The organism is Bifidobacterium samirii, from assembly GCF_003952945.1.
GTDB classification, from domain to species: Bacteria; Actinomycetota; Actinomycetes; order Actinomycetales; family Bifidobacteriaceae; genus Bifidobacterium; species Bifidobacterium samirii.
Genome location: NZ_QXGK01000002.1, coordinates 121,701 through 139,064, shown reverse-complemented (window position 1 = coordinate 139,064; position 17,364 = coordinate 121,701). Strand labels below are relative to the sequence as shown.

At 67.5% G+C, this 17,364-nt stretch carries 14 protein-coding genes; 11 read left to right on the top strand and 3 right to left on the bottom strand.

The features are described 5' to 3' along the window. The first annotated feature begins 12 nt into the window (after positions 1-12). Together D2E24_RS01845 and D2E24_RS01840 are read left to right on the top strand one after the other, a co-directional pair. A complete protein-coding gene (locus D2E24_RS01845) occupies positions 13-1,854 on the top strand; it encodes an ABC transporter ATP-binding protein (RefSeq protein ID WP_125967683.1) in 1,842 nt (613 codons plus the stop codon). 631 nt (positions 1,855-2,485) lie between these two features. Further along, positions 2,486-2,818 (top strand): hypothetical protein, encoded by a 333-nt coding sequence (locus tag D2E24_RS01840; protein WP_125967609.1) that lies wholly within the window; start codon positions 2,486-2,488, stop codon positions 2,816-2,818. A gap of 82 nt (positions 2,819-2,900) precedes the next feature. On the opposite strand, the gene D2E24_RS01835 is transcribed toward D2E24_RS01840, so the two are convergent. Next, entirely contained in the window at positions 2,901-4,127 is a 1,227-nt protein-coding gene (locus tag D2E24_RS01835; protein WP_420897460.1) for an FAD:protein FMN transferase, read from the bottom strand. A gap of 539 nt (positions 4,128-4,666) precedes the next feature. Here D2E24_RS01835 and D2E24_RS01825 point away from each other — a divergent pair. Continuing rightward, positions 4,667-6,094, top strand: a complete 1,428-nt coding sequence (locus D2E24_RS01825; RefSeq protein WP_125967608.1) for an MFS transporter — start codon at positions 4,667-4,669, stop codon at positions 6,092-6,094. A gap of 42 nt (positions 6,095-6,136) precedes the next feature. Here the strand turns inward: D2E24_RS01825 and D2E24_RS01820 are convergent, their stop codons facing one another. Both D2E24_RS01820 and D2E24_RS01815 read right to left on the bottom strand, forming a co-directional pair. Further along, entirely contained in the window at positions 6,137-6,448 is a 312-nt protein-coding gene (locus tag D2E24_RS01820) for a helix-turn-helix domain-containing protein (RefSeq protein WP_125967607.1), read from the bottom strand. Continuing rightward, on the bottom strand, positions 6,445-6,852 hold the full coding sequence (locus D2E24_RS01815; RefSeq protein WP_241222798.1) for a type II toxin-antitoxin system RelE/ParE family toxin: 408 nt from the start codon (positions 6,850-6,852) through the stop codon (positions 6,445-6,447). Before D2E24_RS01815 ends, D2E24_RS01820 begins: the two co-directional genes overlap by 4 nt. A 398-nt stretch (positions 6,853-7,250) precedes the next feature. On the opposite strand from D2E24_RS01815, the gene D2E24_RS01810 reads away from it, so the two are divergent. The 8 genes from D2E24_RS01810 (at position 7,251) to D2E24_RS01775 (ending at position 17,297) form a co-directional block, all read left to right on the top strand. Beyond that, complete coding sequence (locus D2E24_RS01810; protein WP_420897459.1) at positions 7,251-9,086, top strand: FTR1 family iron permease; 1,836 nt, start codon at positions 7,251-7,253, stop codon at positions 9,084-9,086. A gap of 62 nt (positions 9,087-9,148) precedes the next feature. After that, positions 9,149-9,802 (top strand): iron transporter, encoded by a 654-nt coding sequence (locus tag D2E24_RS01805; RefSeq protein WP_241222808.1) that lies wholly within the window; start codon positions 9,149-9,151, stop codon positions 9,800-9,802. A gap of 201 nt (positions 9,803-10,003) precedes the next feature. Further along, entirely contained in the window at positions 10,004-11,278 is a 1,275-nt protein-coding gene (locus tag D2E24_RS01800) for a DUF2318 domain-containing protein (RefSeq protein ID WP_125967605.1), read from the top strand. A gap of 9 nt (positions 11,279-11,287) precedes the next feature. Further along, positions 11,288-12,634, top strand: a complete 1,347-nt coding sequence (locus tag D2E24_RS01795; protein WP_125967604.1) for an ABC transporter permease — start codon at positions 11,288-11,290, stop codon at positions 12,632-12,634. A gap of 100 nt (positions 12,635-12,734) precedes the next feature. Continuing rightward, positions 12,735-14,063: an ABC transporter permease gene (locus tag D2E24_RS01790; protein WP_125967679.1), complete on the top strand. Its 1,329-nt coding sequence runs from the start codon at positions 12,735-12,737 to the stop codon at positions 14,061-14,063. A 111-nt stretch (positions 14,064-14,174) separates the two neighbouring features. After that, a complete protein-coding gene (locus tag D2E24_RS01785; protein WP_125967678.1) occupies positions 14,175-14,972 on the top strand; it encodes an ABC transporter ATP-binding protein in 798 nt (265 codons plus the stop codon). A gap of 32 nt (positions 14,973-15,004) precedes the next feature. Further along, positions 15,005-15,601: an FMN-binding protein gene (locus tag D2E24_RS01780; RefSeq protein WP_125967603.1), complete on the top strand. Its 597-nt coding sequence runs from the start codon at positions 15,005-15,007 to the stop codon at positions 15,599-15,601. 373 nt (positions 15,602-15,974) lie between these two features. Further along, on the top strand, positions 15,975-17,297 hold the full coding sequence (locus tag D2E24_RS01775; protein ID WP_125967602.1) for an ABC transporter substrate-binding protein: 1,323 nt from the start codon (positions 15,975-15,977) through the stop codon (positions 17,295-17,297). Positions 17,298-17,364 lie beyond the last annotated feature (67 nt).

The window sequence follows — 17,364 nt, the reverse complement described above, 5'->3', positions numbered from 1 at the left end:
ATGCCAGGACACATGGGGCACGGCCCCGGACGCGGGCGCGGACCCGCAGACAAACCGCAGGACTTCGGCAAGGTCATGGGCAGGCTCCTGCAATACTGCCGCCGCTGGATCCCCGCCGTCATCGTCGCGCTCATCCTCGGCGCGGCCGGCGCGATCTGCCAGATCGTCGGCCCCGACCGGCTCAAGGACATGACCAACGAGATCGCCAAGGGCCTGCCCGCCGTCGTCGACGGCCAGCCCGTCGCCGGCGCGATCGACATGGACGCGATCGCCCGCATCGGCTGGACGCTCGTCGCCCTGTACGTCGGCTACGCGCTGCTCAACTACGTGCAGAGCTGGATGATGGCCACCGTCACCCAGCGCATCGCCCAGCGGCTGCGCGAATCCATCAGCGTCAAGATCAACCGGCTGCCGCTCAGCTACTTCGACAAGGTCAGCTACGGCGACGTGCTCAGCCGCATCACCAACGACGTCGACGCGATCGGCCAGGCGCTCGGCCAGTCCGTCGGATCGCTCATCACGTCCGTCACGCTGTTCGTCGGCGCGCTCGTCATGATGTTCTCCAACAACGTGCTCATGACCGTGTGCGCGATCGGCGCAAGCCTCATCGGCATGATCGTCATGATGGTCATCATGAAGGCGTCGCAGAAGCACTTCGTACGCCAGCAGACCGCCCTCGGCGACGTCAACGGCCACGTCGAGGAGATGTACGCCGGCCACATCATCGTCAAGGCGTACAACGGCGAAGCCGACTCCATCGAGCGATTCGAGCGCTACAATACCGACCTGTACGACTCCGGCTGGAAGTCGCAGTTCCTGTCTGGCCTGATGATGCCGCTCATGAACTTCATCGGCAACTTCGGCTACGTCGTCGTGTGCGTCGTCGGCGCGGCGCTCGCGCTCGACGGGCGCATCGAATTCGGCGTCATCGTCGCGTTCATGATGTACATCCGACTGTTCACCCAGCCGCTCAGCCAGTTCGCGCAGGCGTTCCAGAACCTGCAGCGCTGCGCCGCCGCATCCGAACGCGTCTTCGGATTCCTCGACGAGCCGGAGATGGCCGACGAATCCGACAAGCCCGCGCTGCTGGGCCGCGGCGCCGACGGCCGCCCGCAGCAGGTGCGCGGCGACGTCGAATTCAGCCACGTGCGCTTCGAATACGAGCCGGGCAAGCCGATCATCCGCGACTTCTCCGCATCCGTCAGGGCCGGGCAGAAGGTCGCGATCGTCGGCCCGACCGGCGCCGGCAAGACCACGATGGTCAACCTGCTCATGCGCTTCTACGAGATCGCCGGCGGCTCCATCGCGATCGACGGCGTCGACACCGCGTCCGTGCCGCGCTGGAACGTGCACGACCAGTTCTCGATGGTCCTGCAGGACACGTGGGTGTTCCGCGGCACCGTGCGCGAGAACGTCGCCTACGCCAAGCCGGGCGTGACCGACGCGCAGATCGAGGCCGCCTGCCGCGCGGTCGGACTGGACCGGTTCATCCGCTCCCTGCCCGACGGCTACGACACCGTCCTCGACGAGAACACGTCGCTGTCGGCCGGTCAGAAGCAGCTGCTGACGATCGCCCGCGCGATGGTGCAGGACGCGCCGATCCTCATCCTCGACGAGGCCACGTCGTCGGTGGACACGCGCACCGAGGAGCTGATCCAGCGTGCGATGGACGCGCTGACCGTCGGCCGCACGTCGTTCGTCATCGCCCACCGCCTGTCCACGATCCGCGACGCCGACATGATCCTCGTCATGAACCACGGCGACGTGATCGAACGCGGCACGCACGACGAACTGCTCGCCGCCGGCGGCTTCTACGCCGACCTCTACAACAGTCAGTTCGCCCTCGCCGACTAGGCGGCTTATCGGACGGCTGACTGCTGGCTGGCGACGGGTCTACAGTCCGTCGCCAGCCGCCGCCATCTGATGATGCCGGCTTGCGGAGGTCCGTTGACTGCCGCCGCCGTCTGATGACGGCTTGCGACGGTCCGTTCCCGTCCGCGGAGCCCGGCGCATCGCGTGCCCGACACGCTCCAGGCCGCTCGGCCAAGCCTACGGTCGGGCACGCGATGCGCCGGGCTCCGCTCGTTTCCGCGTGGTCCGGTCCGGTTGCGCGGCTCCGTTGGTCTGATTCATTGCATCGGTTTGGCTTGGTTCCGTTTGCGCCGCCTTGCGATGGCTCGTTCCTGTTCGCGATGCGCCGGGCTCCGCTCGTTTCCGCGTGGCGCGGTCCGGTTGTGCAGTTCCGTCGGCCTGACTCATTGCATCGGTTTGGTTCGGTTCCATTTGACGTCGCCTTGCGATGGCCCGTCACCGTTCGCAGAGTCCACCATGTTGCATGGTACGGCGGAAGTCGGTGGCCCTTCATCATCGTATGTGCTCTCGATTGCCTGAAATCATGATTGTTCCCATAGCAAAGCCGGATGGGTCCGCGCGCCGGGCGCTCTACGCTGAAGGCGTTCCTGTTCGGAATCCTTCGGAGGAGGGGATGCTGATGAACGCAAGGGGATATGCCTCACGCTTCGATACGGTGGGCCGATCGGCAGGTGACATCGCCGATGGGTCGGACGCAGATCCGGTCGAGTGCCGGGAATCGGGTGGTCGCATGACCTGCCGTCGGCGCCTGCGGCTGGCGCTCGCCACGATCGTCGTCGCCGTGCTGCTCGTCGTGGACCGGTGTCTGTTCGACGGGATCGGTGCGCTGCTCAGCTTTCGCGGCATCGCCTATGTCGTCGTCCAGCTCGTCATGTTCGTCACCTCCATGCTGTGGATGCAGCGAGCGGATGAACCCGCTGCATCCCCTCGCGACGCGAAGGAATGAATCGCCGATCCCTGGATGCGGCATCGCTCGCCGGTTGATTTTCCGCCGTGAGATAACGCTGGTCGTGTTCCGCCGGGTTCGGTCACCGCCGGAACAGTCGGCCTGGGAATCCGCGCGAGACGAGCGCGGTGCGGTCGGGATGCAGGAGCGCGCAGTCGAACCGTCCAGGGAACCGGTCGGTGAGCATGTCCGCCGGCGTGACGAACAATGCGGTGGCGAGTCCGTCGGCGAGCGCCGTCGGATGGTCGGCGAACGCTGCCGACGGCCGCGTATCGGCGGCGACGCTCACCCACGTGGCCGCCACGTCGCGTACGGGCAGGCCGTCGATCGCGTTGATGAGATGATGCGCCTCGAACGCGGCCGCCGCGCGCCAATGGCGCCGGCTGGGCGCGCTGGCGCAGAACGAGCCGTCGCCGATCGCGGCGGTGCCGACGGCGCGGCTCGTGTCGGCCGGATCCTCCAATCCGATGACGACCGGCGTCGCCGACCGGATCCGCAGATCACCGCCTGCGTCGATGATGAAGTCGCAGAGGCGATCCGCCGCATCATGGTCGTCGCGCCCCGACTTGACGGACGGTTCGCCGGAGCATTCGGGACTGCAGCCGGAATATGGTGCGGCGGCTGGAATGGTCGTTGATGCGGCGTGCGCGGCGAGGTGTGACATGATGCCCGATTGCGCGCTGTCTTCGGCGGATGTGCCGGTAGGCCGTTTTCCGGACGTGGGATTATCGCCGTTCTCCGGAGTCGGATCGGACTCGTGTCCGTCGGCGTGTTCGGGGTGCCGTGCGTCGAGCATGCCGGCGATCAGGTCGACGAGATACCCCTTGCCGTATGCGCCGAAGTCGAGTCGGACGGGCCGCGTGGTGGTGAGCGTGGCACCACGGCGGGTCATGTCGCCGCGCCAGGTGGGCCGGCCGTGGATCGCGCCGAGCCGGCCGTCGGCGTCGGCGGCGAGCGTGAACGTGTAGTCGGCGCCGTAGCCGAGCCGGATCAGGTCCTCGCCGGCGCACGGGTCGACGGCGCCGTCGGTCGCGTCGGCCAGCATGTCGGCCAGGTCGAACAGGCCGTTCGCCCAGTCGGGGAAGTCGAACGTGCCGCCATGCTCGGCCGCGGCCATCGCGGCGACGGTCGAATCCGCGCGGAAGCGAGACAGCACCCGCTCGTATTCGCCGATGAATCCGCCGATCGTCTCGCGCGTTCCCGCGTCGATCGCGCGCGAGCTGCGGATGATGATGCCGGTTCCCAGCGCCCGCGGAAACGCCGCGGCATGCGGCATCCGCTCCGCGATGCCCGTCGTCCGTTCGTCCATGACTCCCATCCTAAGCGCGCGGTTTCGCCGGCACGGTCGGGAATACTTCTCGTTGAGGATCGCCAAGTGAGTGAAGTCTCCGGTTTGACCGGGAATTGTTCTCGTTGGAGAGCCTCCAGCGAGCGGATTCCCCGGCTTGGTCTGGGATTGTTCTCACTGAGACTTCGCCAGCGAGAATGTCTGCCGGCTTGGTCTCCGATTCTTCTCGCTGGGATGCTCCCAACGAGGATGGCTGCCGGCTTACCCGGCGGTTCTTCTTGCTGGCGGCCTGTCAGCGAGGATGTTCGTCAGTCACCCCGGTGATTCTTCTCATTAGCGGTCTATCAGTGACCAATTTCTCCGATTTGGTAGGGGATTCTTCTCACTGAAGTGTTCCCAGTGAGCACGGTTGCCGGTTTGGCCGGCGATCGTTCTCGCTTCGCCGTGATTGCTTGGATGAAGCCGGTCTGATGACCGTAATATGGCTGCCGATGGCGATGCCGTGGCCACCCGAGGACTATCATTGACATCGCGTCAAAGTTGATTCGGGAGGTTCATCGATGAACAGCAGGAAATCATCCGCGAAATCCGCAGCACCGACCTCGTCCGTGCAGCCCCACCGCCCTGTTCCCAAGGACCTGCCCCGCGCGAAGGTCTGGGCGTTCGCGACCGGCCAGTTCGGCTGGGCGCTGCTGAGCGGCATCATCTCCAATTGGCTCGTCTACTTCTACCAGCCGGACGCCGAGACGGTCGCGCAGGGGCAGACCGTGTTCGTGCCGCAGGGGCTGGCGGTGCTGGGCGTCGTGACGGTCGTGGGCGGCATCACCGCATTCGCCCGCCTGTTCGACGCGTTCGTCGACCCGGCCGTCGCGAGCCTGTCGGACCGCAGCACGTCGCCGCGCGGCCGCCGCATCCCGTTCCTGCGGTTCGCGGCCCTGCCGCTGGCCGCGGTCACGGTGCTCGTGTTCTGGAGTCCGGTGGGCGGCGTCAGCTGGCTGAACGCCGCGTTCCTGTTCGTCGCGGTGATCGGCTACTACATCGCGCTCACGTTCTACTGCACGCCGTACAACGCGCTGATCGCCGAACTCGGTCATGATTCGCGCCAGCAGCTGACGATCTCCACGACGATCTCGTTCACGTTCATCGCCGGCACGGCGGTCGCGTACGTGGCTCCGGTGGTCTGGGGCGCGTTCGTGCCGGGGTTGGGCCGCGTGAACGCGATCCGCGTCACGTTCTCGATCCTCGCCGCCATCGCGTTCGTCTGCATGATGGTGCCGCCGCTGACGATCGACGAACGCGAGTACGTGGATGCGAAGCCGACGGGCGAGGATACGCTCACGTCGTTGCGTGAGACGTTCCGCGACGGCGAGTTCGTGAAGTTCGTCGCCTCCGACGTGGTGTATTGGATCGCGATCACGATGTTCCAGACGGGTCTGCCGTTCTTCGTGACGAGTCTGCTCAAGCTGCCGGAGACGAGCACGACGGTCTATTTCGTGCTGATGACGGGCATGTCCGTCCTGTTCTATCTGCCGGTGAACGTGCTGGCCGGCCGCGTGGGCAAGAAGCGTCTGATGCTGGTCGGCTTTGCGGTGTTCACGTGCGCGTACGCGTTCGCATCGCTGCTCGGCTCGGGCGCGCTCGGCTGGATGCCGGCGGGCGTGCAGGGCGTGGTCCTGTCGGTCGTGTGCGCGGCGCCGATGGCCGTGTTCGGCATCCTCCCGCAGGCGGTCGTGGCGAACATCGCCGGCGCGAGCGCAAAGACGACCGGCGAGGAGCGTCAGGGCATGTTCTATGCGGCGCGCACGTTCGCGATGAAGATGGGACAGAGTCTGGCGATGCTGCTGTTCACCGGCTTGGGCACGATCGGCGTCGCGTCGGGAGCCGGCTACCGTGCGGCCGCCGTGTGCGCGGCCGTCCTGTGCGGCGTCGGCGGCATCGTCTTCGCGTTCTACGACGAACGCAAGGTCCTGTCCGTCCTCGAATCCTGACGGCCTGCCCGTCGCGGCCTCGCGCCCCGACCCTGCCGTCGGCTAGACCAGCACGACCGGCGCGCGGTCGGGAAGCGCGGCGGTGATGTGCAGGATGCCGCCCAGTCCTTCGACGTAGCGTTTGAGCGTGGCGACCTGCGTGCGGTCGAGGTCTCCGCGTTCCAGCTCGCATACGCGTTTCTGGCTGACGCCCATGCGTTCGGCGAGCTGCCGTTGCGTGAGTTCGCACGCCTTGCGCGCCTCCTTGAGCTCGTAGACGCGGATGCGTTCGGTCAGTTCGGCCTCGTAGGGGGCGAGGTCGTCTTCGGTCAGCCCCCGCTTGGCCATGTAGTCGTCGAATGAGAGGTGTGTCATGCGCGTGCGCTCCTTTCGTGCAGATATTGCGCGTACCGTCGTTCGGCCTCCGGGATGGCGGTCCGATACCAGCTGTCCCACCGTTTGCGCTTGTCTCCGGCGAGCAGCAGCACGGCTGTGCGCGACCGGTCGAACATGAACAGGATCCTGATCTGCGCGTTGCCCGACGATGCGGGGATCAACTCCTTCATGTTGCGGTACGCCGACCCGTCGATCGTGCCGACCAGCGGCCGCCGGAGATTCGGCCCTTCCCGGCGCAGCATGTTCACCGCGGCCATGACCAGCCGGATCGTCTTGTCGTCCTGTTCGTCGAGCCAGTCCTCGATGAATCCCAACTCGATCGCCCAACCATCCATAATATACCCCCTGACGTATGTGCGGGCCGTCGTGCCTGCGATACGCATGGGCGTCACGTTAGAGGGGAACCGGGCGCCGCGTCCACGCCGCCCGGGGTATGTGGTCGAACGGTCACTCCGACGGCGTGTTGTGGATAACCCGCTGTGGATAACCCGCTGTGGATAAGTCGACGCGGATGTCCGGCGATGTGGACAAGTCGCGCGGTGTACGCAGCCATGCCGCCCGTTCCGCATCGTGGTCGGAACGGGCGCATCGGTCCGCATTGTGAGACGCGACGCGCGCCGGAACGGGCGATTCTCCGGCGTGTACGCCCCCGAAAAAGGCCTCTGCCACGGAACGGCCGAAAAATCAAGACTGTTGCTTCCGGAATTTTCCTCGTAGGTTATTGCGCGTTGGGAATCGCACGCGAAGGAAGAGAGAGGTCCGGATGCCGTTTCACGCCACGATGGGATCGCACGCACGCCGCGTCGCCGCGCCGGGGGCGCTGCTCGCGTCGCTGACCATGCTGCTGTGCGTCGCCGTCGCGCCCGCCGGCATCGCCCACGCCCTCCCGACCGCCGACGGCACGACCGCCGGCATCACGACCGTCACCCTCGCCGATGGCAACACGGCCGGCAACACAACCGACACGACCGGTGACACCGCCGACGCAACCGCCACCAACCCCAACGCCGACTACGACACCTGGACCGCCGTCGCCGACGACATCGCCGCCCAGCTCAAGGACGGCGTCGACACGTACGCGACGGACCGCCCGTCCGCGTCCTCCGTCATCAGCCCCGCCTACAACATGACGTACCGCGCCAGCTACTTCGCCGCCGCCGTCACCGACGTGCTCGGCGCCGACGCGCAGCAGGCGCTCGCCGACCGTTTCCAGTCGGTCCTTCAGCTCACGTACACGGACGGCAACGCCGACGAGCTCGCCACGCAGGTCGACGACCTGACCGCGGCACTCGCCGACGCGGCCGCCACGCTCGACGCGTCGGCCGACCTGAAGAACCCGCGTGACTACGCGGCCGCGAGCCTGGCCGAGACGCAGTCGCAGCGCCAGGACCTGCAGGCGAACAAGAAGACGACGTACACGGGACGCGGCGACCGCACGTGGAGCGACGTGGCCGCCGAGATGGACGACATCCTCGACGAGGCCGTCGCGACCGCGAAGGGCGGCGACGGGCAGGGCGGCGCCGACAAGGTGAACGAGGCGTACTACCAGTACTACGAGCGTCTCGGCTTCGAGAAGAACGTGATGAACGCGATCGGCGGCAGCCGCGTCTCGCTGGTCGAAAGCACGTTCAAGGACGCGCGCAAGGCGATGGTCGCCGGCAAGCCGGCCTCCGAGACCGCGTCGATCGTCGACTCGCTCAAGTCGATGCTCGACGAGGACGCCGCCCAGCTCGACGGCGGCGCCGCCGATCAGGTGAACGGCTTCACCCGCTTCGTGACCAGTTCGATCGGCCAGGCGTTCCTCGTGCTCGTGCGCGAGGGTCTGGAGGCGCTGCTCGTCGTGGCCGCCACGGTCGCCTATCTCGTCAAGTCCGGCAACCGCCGTTTCGTCAGGTGGATCTACGTGGGCGTCGCGGCCGGCCTGGCCGGTTCGGGCGTGGTCGCCGCGATCTTCGTGGCCCTGTTCGGCGGCTCCGGCCCGGTCCAGGAGATCATGGAGGGCGTGTGTGCGCTCATCGCGATGGGCATGCTGCTGTGGACCAGCAACTGGATGCTCAACAAGTCGAGCGTGGAGGCGTGGAACCGCTACATCCGTTCCAAGACCGAGGCCGCGGTGGCGGACGCGTCCGCGGCGACGGCGGCCGGCGGGGCCGCGTCGGCGCGCACGGTCGGCTCGCTGGCGCTGCTGAGCTTCCTCGCGGTGTTCCGCGAGGGCGCCGAAACGGTGATCTTCTACCAGTCGATCTATTCGATGACGCAGGACGCGCACGGCATGTGGGTCGGTGGCCTGCTCGCCGCGGCCGTGCTGCTGGTCGTGTTCGTGCTGATCCGCTTCACGTCGGTGCGCATCCCGATCGGCCCGTTCTTCCTCGTCACGTCGATTCTGATGTCGGCGCTGGTGATCGTGTTCGCCGGCGGCGGCGTCCACTCGCTGATCGAGGGCGACCTGCTGCCGGGCCTGTATCTGGCCGGCCTGCCGACGAACGACTGGCTGGGCTTCTACCCGTACGCGGAGACCGTCGTCGCGCAGATCGTCGCCGCCGTGGCCGTGCTGGCGCTGTTCGCCGTCGGCTACGTCCGCCAGCGGCGCGCCAAGGCCGCGGCCGAGACGGCCTGACCATTCCGATTTTCCGAATCCAACCATCAACCCAACCACCGATCCACCGGAGAAAAGAGAGCATCATGAAGCACAGGATCGCCGCGCTGCTGGCGCTGATCGCCGCCGGCGCGCTGACCGTCTCGCTGTCCGCGTGCGGCGACACGAACGCCGCGTCCGGCAACGCCGACGGCCAGACCACGTCGAGCCAGGACGCCACGACCGCCGACGATTCGTCGGACGACGCCGCGGACGACGGCGCCGCCTCGTTCGAGGAGATCCCGATCGGCAACGACCAGGAGATCTTCCCGCTGAACATCGCCGCCGTGTACTTCCAGCCGGTCGACATGTACCCGGAGGGCACGGGTCTGAAGGCCGCGGACGCGAACCTGCATCTGGAGGCCGACATCCACGCGCTCAAGGACAACAAGCTCGGCTACGCGACCGGCGAGTTCATCCCGAAGCTGACGGTCAAGTACCGCATCGAGGACAAGAACGACTCGTCGAACGTGCAGGAGGGCACGTTCATGGAGATGAACGCGGACGACGGCCCGCACTACGGCGCGAACCTCAAGATGGACAAGGCCGGCGAGTACAAGCTGACGTTCATCATCTACAGCCCGGAGACGAACGGCTGGACGCTGCACGTCGACCCGGACACCGGCGTCGAGGGCCGTTTCTGGACCGAGCCGATCGAGGCGTCGTTCGACTGGGACTACACCGTCCACCAGTGGTGACGTCCGCCCGCCGCTCCCGTTCCGTTGGAACGCGGGCGCCGGCGGGGACCCGACCTGAATGGGGCATTCCGAGGCCTGCGCGCCGCGGAATGCCCCCGTCGCGTACCGGAGGGTGCGCGTGAAACGCTGCGGATGACGCGAACGCGCGAACCGCGCGGATGATGCGGACGCCGCAAACGCCGCGAGAACGAAAGGAAGCGAATGCTGGGGCAATACGTGCAGGCGCTGCCGGGCATGCTGGCGCCCGCGCTGCTGGCGATGACGATGGGCGTGCTGCTCGATGTGGGGGAGGGCCGCGACCGTCCGCTCAGCCGCGACTGGCGGACCGTCGGCCTGCTGGCCGGTCTGGCGGGCGCGGTCGTGTTCACCGTGCTGCGCACGCTGGTGATCGTCGACCGCCGTTCGACCGTCAATCTGCCGGTGCTGGTCGGCGCGGTCGCCGCCGACGTGCTCATGGTCGCGATCGTGCTGCGCGCCCGGTCGATCACGACGCGCCGGCGCGAGCGCCCGTGGGCGCTTCATGCGGCGAACGCGGTCGCGGCGGTCGGCATCGCGCTGACGACGTTCTTCGCGCTGCAGGATGTGATCATGCAGCTGACGAGCTTCGTCGAGGAGGGCGATTCGCCGTTCACGTCGGAGATGCTGCTGCGCGCGCTGGGGTTCGCGCTGGGCGTCGCGACGGCCGTGGCCGCCGCCGCGGTCTTCCGCACGATGCGGTCGACCGCGGTGCACCCCGCGTTCGTCGCGGCGTCGGCGCTGCTGGTCGTGCTGATCCTGCTGGACCATCTCACGCAGCTGTTCTCGCTGATGATGTCGATGATGATCCTGACGCTGCACGGTATGCCGTTCCGCATCCTGATCCGGTTCGCGAACCATGAGATGTGGATGGTGATCGGCGAGGCGCTCGTGTTCGCGATTCCGGCCGTCGCGTCGATCGTCGCCGGCTTCCGGTTGAAGCCGGACGGGGAGAACGAGGCGATCGGCCGCGCGCATCGCGCGTTCAGGCGCCGTGCGGTCGCGGCCGGTGCGTGGAGCCTGGTCGCGATGGTCGGCGTGACGGTCGCGTTGACGGCGGGCGTCGCCGAGGTCGACAAGGTGCCGACTCTCTCGCCGCCCGAATCGTACGCGCTGCGCGACGGCGTGGCGACGATCCCGTTCGCGCAGGTCGACGACGGCCATCTGCACCGATTCGAATACACGGCGTCGGACGGCACGGTCATGCGGTTCATCATCATCAAGAAGAACGGCGGCGCGTACGGCATCGGCCTCGACGCGTGCGAGACGTGCGGCGACGCCGGCTACTACGAGAAGGACGGCAAGATCATCTGCAAACGCTGCGACGTGGCGATCAACCTCGCCACGATCGGCTTCAAGGGCGGCTGCAACCCGGTCCCGTTCGACTACACGATCGCCGACGGCGCGATCGAGATCCACACCACCGCCCTCGACGCGCTCAGCGCCCACTTCGCCAAGTAAGGAGACGGCATGTTCTTCATGCGCATGATCGTCCGGTCGTTCAGCCGGCAGCTGCGCCGACGCCTGCTCATCGCCGTGACCGTGTGCCTGTCGGCCGCGGTGTCGACGGCGATGCTCGGCGTCGTGTTCGACGTGGGCGACAAGCTCAACGCGGAGCTGTCGACGTACGGCTCCAACATCACCGTGCAGCCGAAGGCCGACGCGGTCGTCGACGACCTGTACGGTTCGGCCGACGCATCGTCGTCGGCGGGCGCGTCCGCCTCCTCCGGTTCGTCCGGTTCGTCGTCCGCCGACCCGACCGCGTTCCTCAAGGAGTCGGACGCGGCGAAGATCAAGACGATCTTCTGGGCGTTCAACATCACCGACTTCGCGCCCCGCCTCGACCTGCACGCCGACGCGTCGGCCGGCAAGGCGTCCGCGGACGGCGTCCCGGTCGTCGGCACCTGGTTCGACCGCAGGCTCGACCTCGCCACCGGCGAGACGACCGTCGTGGGCGTCTCCGGCATGCGCTCCTGGTGGACCGTCGAAGGCCGCTGGGCCAAGGACGGCACCAATGAGGCGATGCTCGGCAGGGATCTCGCCGCCGCACTCGGCGTGACGGCCGCGTCCGGCGGCACCGTCACCCTCACGCGCGGCGACGCGTCGATGGACTTCACGATTGTCGGCGTCTACGATTCCGGCGACGACGAGAACGGCTCCATGTACGTGTCGTCGTCGAAGCTGCAGGAGCTGTCGGGGCTGACCGACGCGATCGACCGCATCGAGGTCAAGGCGCTCACCACCCCCGAGAACGATCTGGCGCGCAAGGCCGCGAAGAACCCGAACGCGCTCGCCCAGGAGGAGTGGGAGACCTGGTACTGCACCGCCTACCCGAGCTCCATCGCCTACCAGATCGAGGAGGTGCTGCCGGGCGCGACCGCCAAGCAGGTGCGTCAGGTCGCCGCCCTCCAGGGCGACGTGCTCACCAAGACGCGCGCGGTAATGATTCTCATGACCGCGCTCAGCCTCGTCGCCGCCGCGATCGCCGTCGCGAACCTGATGGCCGCGTCGATCGGCGAACGCGGCGCCGAACTCGCGCTCCTCAAGGCGCTCGGCGCGACCGACGGCGCGGTCAGCCGGCTCATGCTCGCCGAAACCGCGCTGATCTCCCTGCTCGGCGCGCTCGTCGGCTCCGGCGCGGGCGCGCTCGTCGCCCAGCTCATCGGCCGCGTCGTGTTCGGCTCGGGCATCACGATGCGCCCGATGGTGTTCGTGCTCGTCGCCGTGCTCCTCGCCGTGACCGTGCTCGCCGCCTCGCTCTCGTCCATCCGCTCGATCCTGGGGCTGCGCCCCGCGGAGGTGCTCCATGGCCGCTGATCCCACACGCCGTTCCGATACGGCGACGGACCGTTCCGTCTCCGTCTCCGATGCCGGCCACCGTTCCGATACGACCGCCGATGCCGGCCGCCGTCCGCGCATGACGAACCGCCGCATGTTCCTCACGATGCTCTGGGGAGCGGTGTTCCGCCGCCGCTCCCGCGCGATCATGGCAGTCATCGCCTCGATGGTCGGCTCGGCGACCCTGTTCTGCCTCGCCGCCGTGTGCATCGCCGTGCCGCAGCAGATGAACGAGGAGATGCGCGCCTACGGCGCCAACCTCATCGTCACCCCCGCAGCGTCAGGTTCCGGTTCGTCCGGTTCGACCGGTTCGACCGGTTCGACTCGGACCGGTTCGGATTCCGCCGGCTCCGCATCCACCGGCATCGACGAGTCCGACGAACGGGCCGTCACCGCGATCGTCGCCGACGGCCGCAGCGCGAAAGCCGCCTCCTACCGTTACGAGAACGTGCGCATCAACGCCGCGCCCTACACGATCGCCGGCATCGACACCGCCGCCGTACGCGACCTCAACCGGCATTGGAGCGTCGACGGCGACTGGCCGTCCGCCGGCGCCGTCATGCTCGGCCGCGACGTCGCCGACGCGCTCGACGTGACCGTCGGCGCGACCGTCACCATCGCCTACCGCGCCGACGCCGACGCGGATGCCACGACGTCCGCCGGCGCGTCCGAAGCCGACGGCACGTCCGGCACGTCCGGTTCGTCCGCCGCCGGCTCGGTCGCCGGCCAGACGCGCGACGGCCGCGTCTCCACCGACATCATGGAGACCGGCGGCACCGAATTGCGCGTCGCCGGCATCGTCGACACCGGCGGCTCCGAGGATTTGATCGTGTACGCGGACGCCGACGACGTGACGGCGCTCGCCGGCTCGTCGCGTGGCGCCGACGTCGTCGAATACTCGGTCAACGCGGTCGGCGACGATCTTGCGGCGGTCGTCGACGCGGTGAACGCCGCCGACCTGGGCGTCGCCGCGCGGCAGGTCACCAGGATCACCGCGTCGGACACGCGCATCATCACGATGCTGCGCACCCTCTTCTGGATCGTGTCGCTGGTGGTGCTCGCACTCACCCTGGTGGGCGTGGGCACGACGATCGGCTCGATCGTCTCCCAGCGCCGCAACGAGATCGGCCTACGCAAGGCGCTGGGCGCCGACTCGCGTGCGATCGCGGTCGAATTCGTCGTCGAATCGGCGTTGTACGGCCTGATCGGCGGTCTTGTGGGCACGGCGATCGGCTACGTGCTGGCGCGCATGCTGTGCGTCGGCGTGTTCGACCGGGCCATCGGCTTCGACTGGCCGCTGGGCATCGCCTCGGTGCTGCTGGCCGCGCTGGTCGCCGTCGCCGCGTCGATCCCGCCGGTGCGCCGCGCCACGCGCATCGACCCGGCCGTCGTCCTGCGCGAGGAATGACCGCCGCACCCGCGTGGCACCCGGCCCTGCGGCGCCGTCCGCCGGGCCGGCCTCGTCCCCGCCCGTCACCGCCCGTCCCGAATCCCGTCCGTCAAAGGAACCATCATGGATATGCTGCTTGAACTCGACCACATCTCGAAGATCTACGGCGACCTCAACGCCGTGGACGACCTGAGCCTGACCGTGCCGGAGGGCCAGTGGTTGGCGATCGTCGGCTCGTCCGGCTCCGGCAAGACTACGCTGATGAACATGATCGGCTGCATGGACACGCCGTCGCGCGGCTCGGTCATGCTGGAGGGCCGCCGTCTGGAGGATCTCAACGCCCGCCAGCTGGCCGACGTGCGCAAGAACATGATCGGCCTGGTGTTCCAGAAGTTCTATCTCGTGCCGCATCTGACGGCCGTGGAGAACGTGATGGTCGCCCAGTACTACCATTCGGTCGTCGACGAGCGGCAGGCGCTGGCGGCGTTGGAGCGCGTCGGCCTCAAGGACCGCGCCCACCATCTGCCCGGCCAGCTGTCGGGCGGCGAGCAGCAGCGCGTGTGCATCGCCCGCGCGCTCATCAACTGTCCGAAGCTGATCCTGGCCGACGAGCCGACCGGCAACCTGGATGAGAAGAACGAGCGGATCGTGCTCGACCTGTTCCGCCAGCTGCACGAGCAGGGCACGACGATCGTCGTCGTCACGCACGACGCGCTCGTGGCCGGCTGCGCGCAGCGCGAGATCATGCTCAACCACGGCGTGCTGGTGGGGGAGCAATGGAACGACGAGGCCGCGCGCGCCGCATACGAGGCGGCGGGCGGCCGTCCCGCCTCGACGGGCGCGCAGGTCGAGGGCGCCCAGTCCGGCGAGCGCGCGATCGCCTTCGCCGACCCCACCAAGGCCGCCAAGACCGGCGGTTCCCGCTGACCGTGCATGCCGATGGATGACAGGAGGACGATATGACCGATGGAAACGCGATGACGAAGACCGTGGCGATGGCGGCGGCCGGTCTGGTCGTGGCCGGCGCGATGCTGTCCGGCTGCGGCGAGCCGACCGCCACGCCGATGGACGACGAGTTCGCCGGCAACTCCGGCGAGACCGTCCAGTCCCAGCAGGCGCAGGGGGAGAGCGGTTCCGACGGTTCCGGTTCCGGCTCCGGTTCCGGCTCCGACGCCGCTGCCGACGGCTCCGATGCGTCGCAGTCGTCCGGAGCCGGCGCCCGCGACGACGGCACGACGTCCGACAAGACCGACACCGGCGACTACGCGGACGGCACGTATGCGATCAACGGCCAGTACGGGCCGGTCGGCGAGGACACGATCGACGTGCGTGTGACGGTCAAGGACCAGCTGGTCGAACGCGTCGAGATCGTCGGTCATCCGTTCACCAGCATCTCGAAGAGGCATCAGACCGCGTTTGCCGAGGCGATCAACGACGTGGTGGACGGCAGGCCGCTCAAGGACCTGTCGGTGGATGTGGTGGCGGGCGCGAGCTGGACCACCGACGCGTTCAACGAGGCGCTCAAGGTCGCCCGGCAGGAGGCTTCGATCAGGTAGCGGGTCCGGTAGCCGGTGCCGTGCCGTGATGGCGGAGGCCGAGGTCGGAACGGGGAGCTGGGAGTGCGTGCAAATGTGTTCGTGTCGACAGGCTTCGGTGCTGTTCGTTTCCCGTTCGACGCCGTGGTTGCGTTCCCCTGCATGGTGACATGGTGACGTGGCCGATGGATGGGTACGGACATGATTGTTCATAGAATTAACAAAAATTGCGCAACTTAGTGGTTGCTGCGGGTTTTTAAATACGGTGAAACGCCGATATCATGCCGGACACGCGGTAATTGTTAAGTATGTTGACATTTAAGAAACGCGCATGTATTCTAACGGTTAGTTGCCGCGTAGAGGCGGCGACCTGATCTCGACGAGGAGTAAGAACATGGTTGTAAGGAAGCGTTTCTTTGCGGGACTCGCGGCCGTCGCCGCGCTGTCCATGGGCCTGTCCGGCTGCGGTTCCACCGACGCCGGCAAGGACGACACGAAGACCGATGACGGCGGCACCACCGAGGTCGTCAACCTCACCTACATGCACCGTCTGCCGGATAACGAGGGCATGACCCTGGCCAGCGACATCGTCGCCAAGTGGAACAAGGAGCATCCGGAGATCCAGGTGACCGCCACCAAGTTCGACGGCAAGGCCTCCGAGATGATCAAGAAGCTCGAGACCGACGTCAAGTCCGGCGAGGCCCCCGATCTGGCCCAGGTCGGCTACGCCGAGATCCCCGAGGTCTTCAACAAGGGCCTGCTTGAGGACGTCACCGAGTACGCCGGCGAGTACAAGGACCACTTCGCCGAGGGCCCGTACAACATGATGAGCGTCAACGGCAAGTACTACGGCCTGCCGCAGGACACCGGCCCGCTGGTCTACATGTACAATGCCGCCGAGTTCGAGAAGTTGGGCATCGAGGTCCCGAAGACCGCCGACGATCTGGTCGCCGCCGCGAAGAAGGCCGCCGAATCCGGCAAGTACATCATGGCCTACGAGCCCGATGAGGCCGGCAACATGCTGACCGGTCTGGCTTCCGCCGCCACCCCGTGGTACTCGGTCAAGGACGACGAGTGGGTCGTCGACACCGAGGGCGCCGGCTCCAAGGCCGTGGCCGACGTCTTCCAGCAGCTGATCGACGCCAACGCCGTCACCACCAACGCCCGTTGGGACGCCTCGTTCGACGCGTCGGTCCAGGACGGCTCCCTGATCGGCACCGTGGCTGCCGCGTGGGAGGCCCCGCTGTTCATGGGCTCCGCCGGTGACACCGGCAAGGGTGACTGGCGTGTCGCCCAGCTCGGCGACTGGTTCGGCAACGGCACCAAGACCGGCCCCGACGGCGGTTCCGGCGTGGCCGTGCTGAAGGGCTGCGAACACCCGAAGGAGGCCATGGAGTTCCTCGACTGGTTCAACACCCAGGTCGCCGATCTCGTCTCCCAGGGCCTGGTCGTGGCCGCCACCACCGAGGATGCCAAGACCCCGGAGAAGTGGGCTGAGTTCTTCGGCGGCCAGGACATCATGGCCGAGTTCAAGACCGCGAACGACAACATGGCCAACGTGACCTACATCCCGGGCTTCTCCGCGGTGAACAGCGCGATGGCCGAGGCCGCCGCCGCCGCCAAGGACGGCTCCGGCAAGGTCACGGACATCTTCTCCGTTGCGCAGAAGACCTCCATCGACACCCTGACGAACTACGGTCTGCCTGTGGCGGAGTAGTAGTCCCCGTGTAGCACTCGTAAAGGCCGGAGGCGATGCGTTTCCGGCCTTTACTTATCCCCAAGTC

Excerpts from the sequence above, each read along its gene's own strand:
- D2E24_RS01825 (WP_125967608.1), top strand. The coding sequence starts at position 4,667 with ATGAACAGCAGGAAATCATCCGCGAAATCCGCAGCACCGACCTCGTCC.
- D2E24_RS01810 (WP_420897459.1), top strand. The coding sequence starts at position 7,251 with ATGGGATCGCACGCACGCCGCGTCGCCGCGCCGGGGGCGCTGCTCGCG.
- D2E24_RS01795 (WP_125967604.1), top strand. The coding sequence starts at position 11,288 with ATGTTCTTCATGCGCATGATCGTCCGGTCGTTCAGCCGGCAGCTGCGC.
- D2E24_RS01790 (WP_125967679.1), top strand. The coding sequence starts at position 12,735 with ATGACGAACCGCCGCATGTTCCTCACGATGCTCTGGGGAGCGGTGTTC.
- D2E24_RS01775 (WP_125967602.1), top strand. The coding sequence starts at position 15,975 with ATGGTTGTAAGGAAGCGTTTCTTTGCGGGACTCGCGGCCGTCGCCGCG.
- D2E24_RS01785 (WP_125967678.1), top strand. The coding sequence starts at position 14,175 with ATGCTGCTTGAACTCGACCACATCTCGAAGATCTACGGCGACCTCAAC.
- D2E24_RS01780 (WP_125967603.1), top strand. The coding sequence starts at position 15,005 with ATGACCGATGGAAACGCGATGACGAAGACCGTGGCGATGGCGGCGGCC.
- D2E24_RS01815 (WP_241222798.1), bottom strand. The coding sequence starts at position 6,852 with ATGCGTATCGCAGGCACGACGGCCCGCACATACGTCAGGGGGTATATT.
- D2E24_RS01800 (WP_125967605.1), top strand. The coding sequence starts at position 10,004 with ATGCTGGGGCAATACGTGCAGGCGCTGCCGGGCATGCTGGCGCCCGCG.
- D2E24_RS01835 (WP_420897460.1), bottom strand. The coding sequence starts at position 4,127 with ATGGACGAACGGACGACGGGCATCGCGGAGCGGATGCCGCATGCCGCG.
- D2E24_RS01845 (WP_125967683.1), top strand. The coding sequence starts at position 13 with ATGGGGCACGGCCCCGGACGCGGGCGCGGACCCGCAGACAAACCGCAG.
- D2E24_RS01840 (WP_125967609.1), top strand. The coding sequence starts at position 2,486 with ATGCTGATGAACGCAAGGGGATATGCCTCACGCTTCGATACGGTGGGC.
- D2E24_RS01820 (WP_125967607.1), bottom strand. The coding sequence starts at position 6,448 with ATGACACACCTCTCATTCGACGACTACATGGCCAAGCGGGGGCTGACC.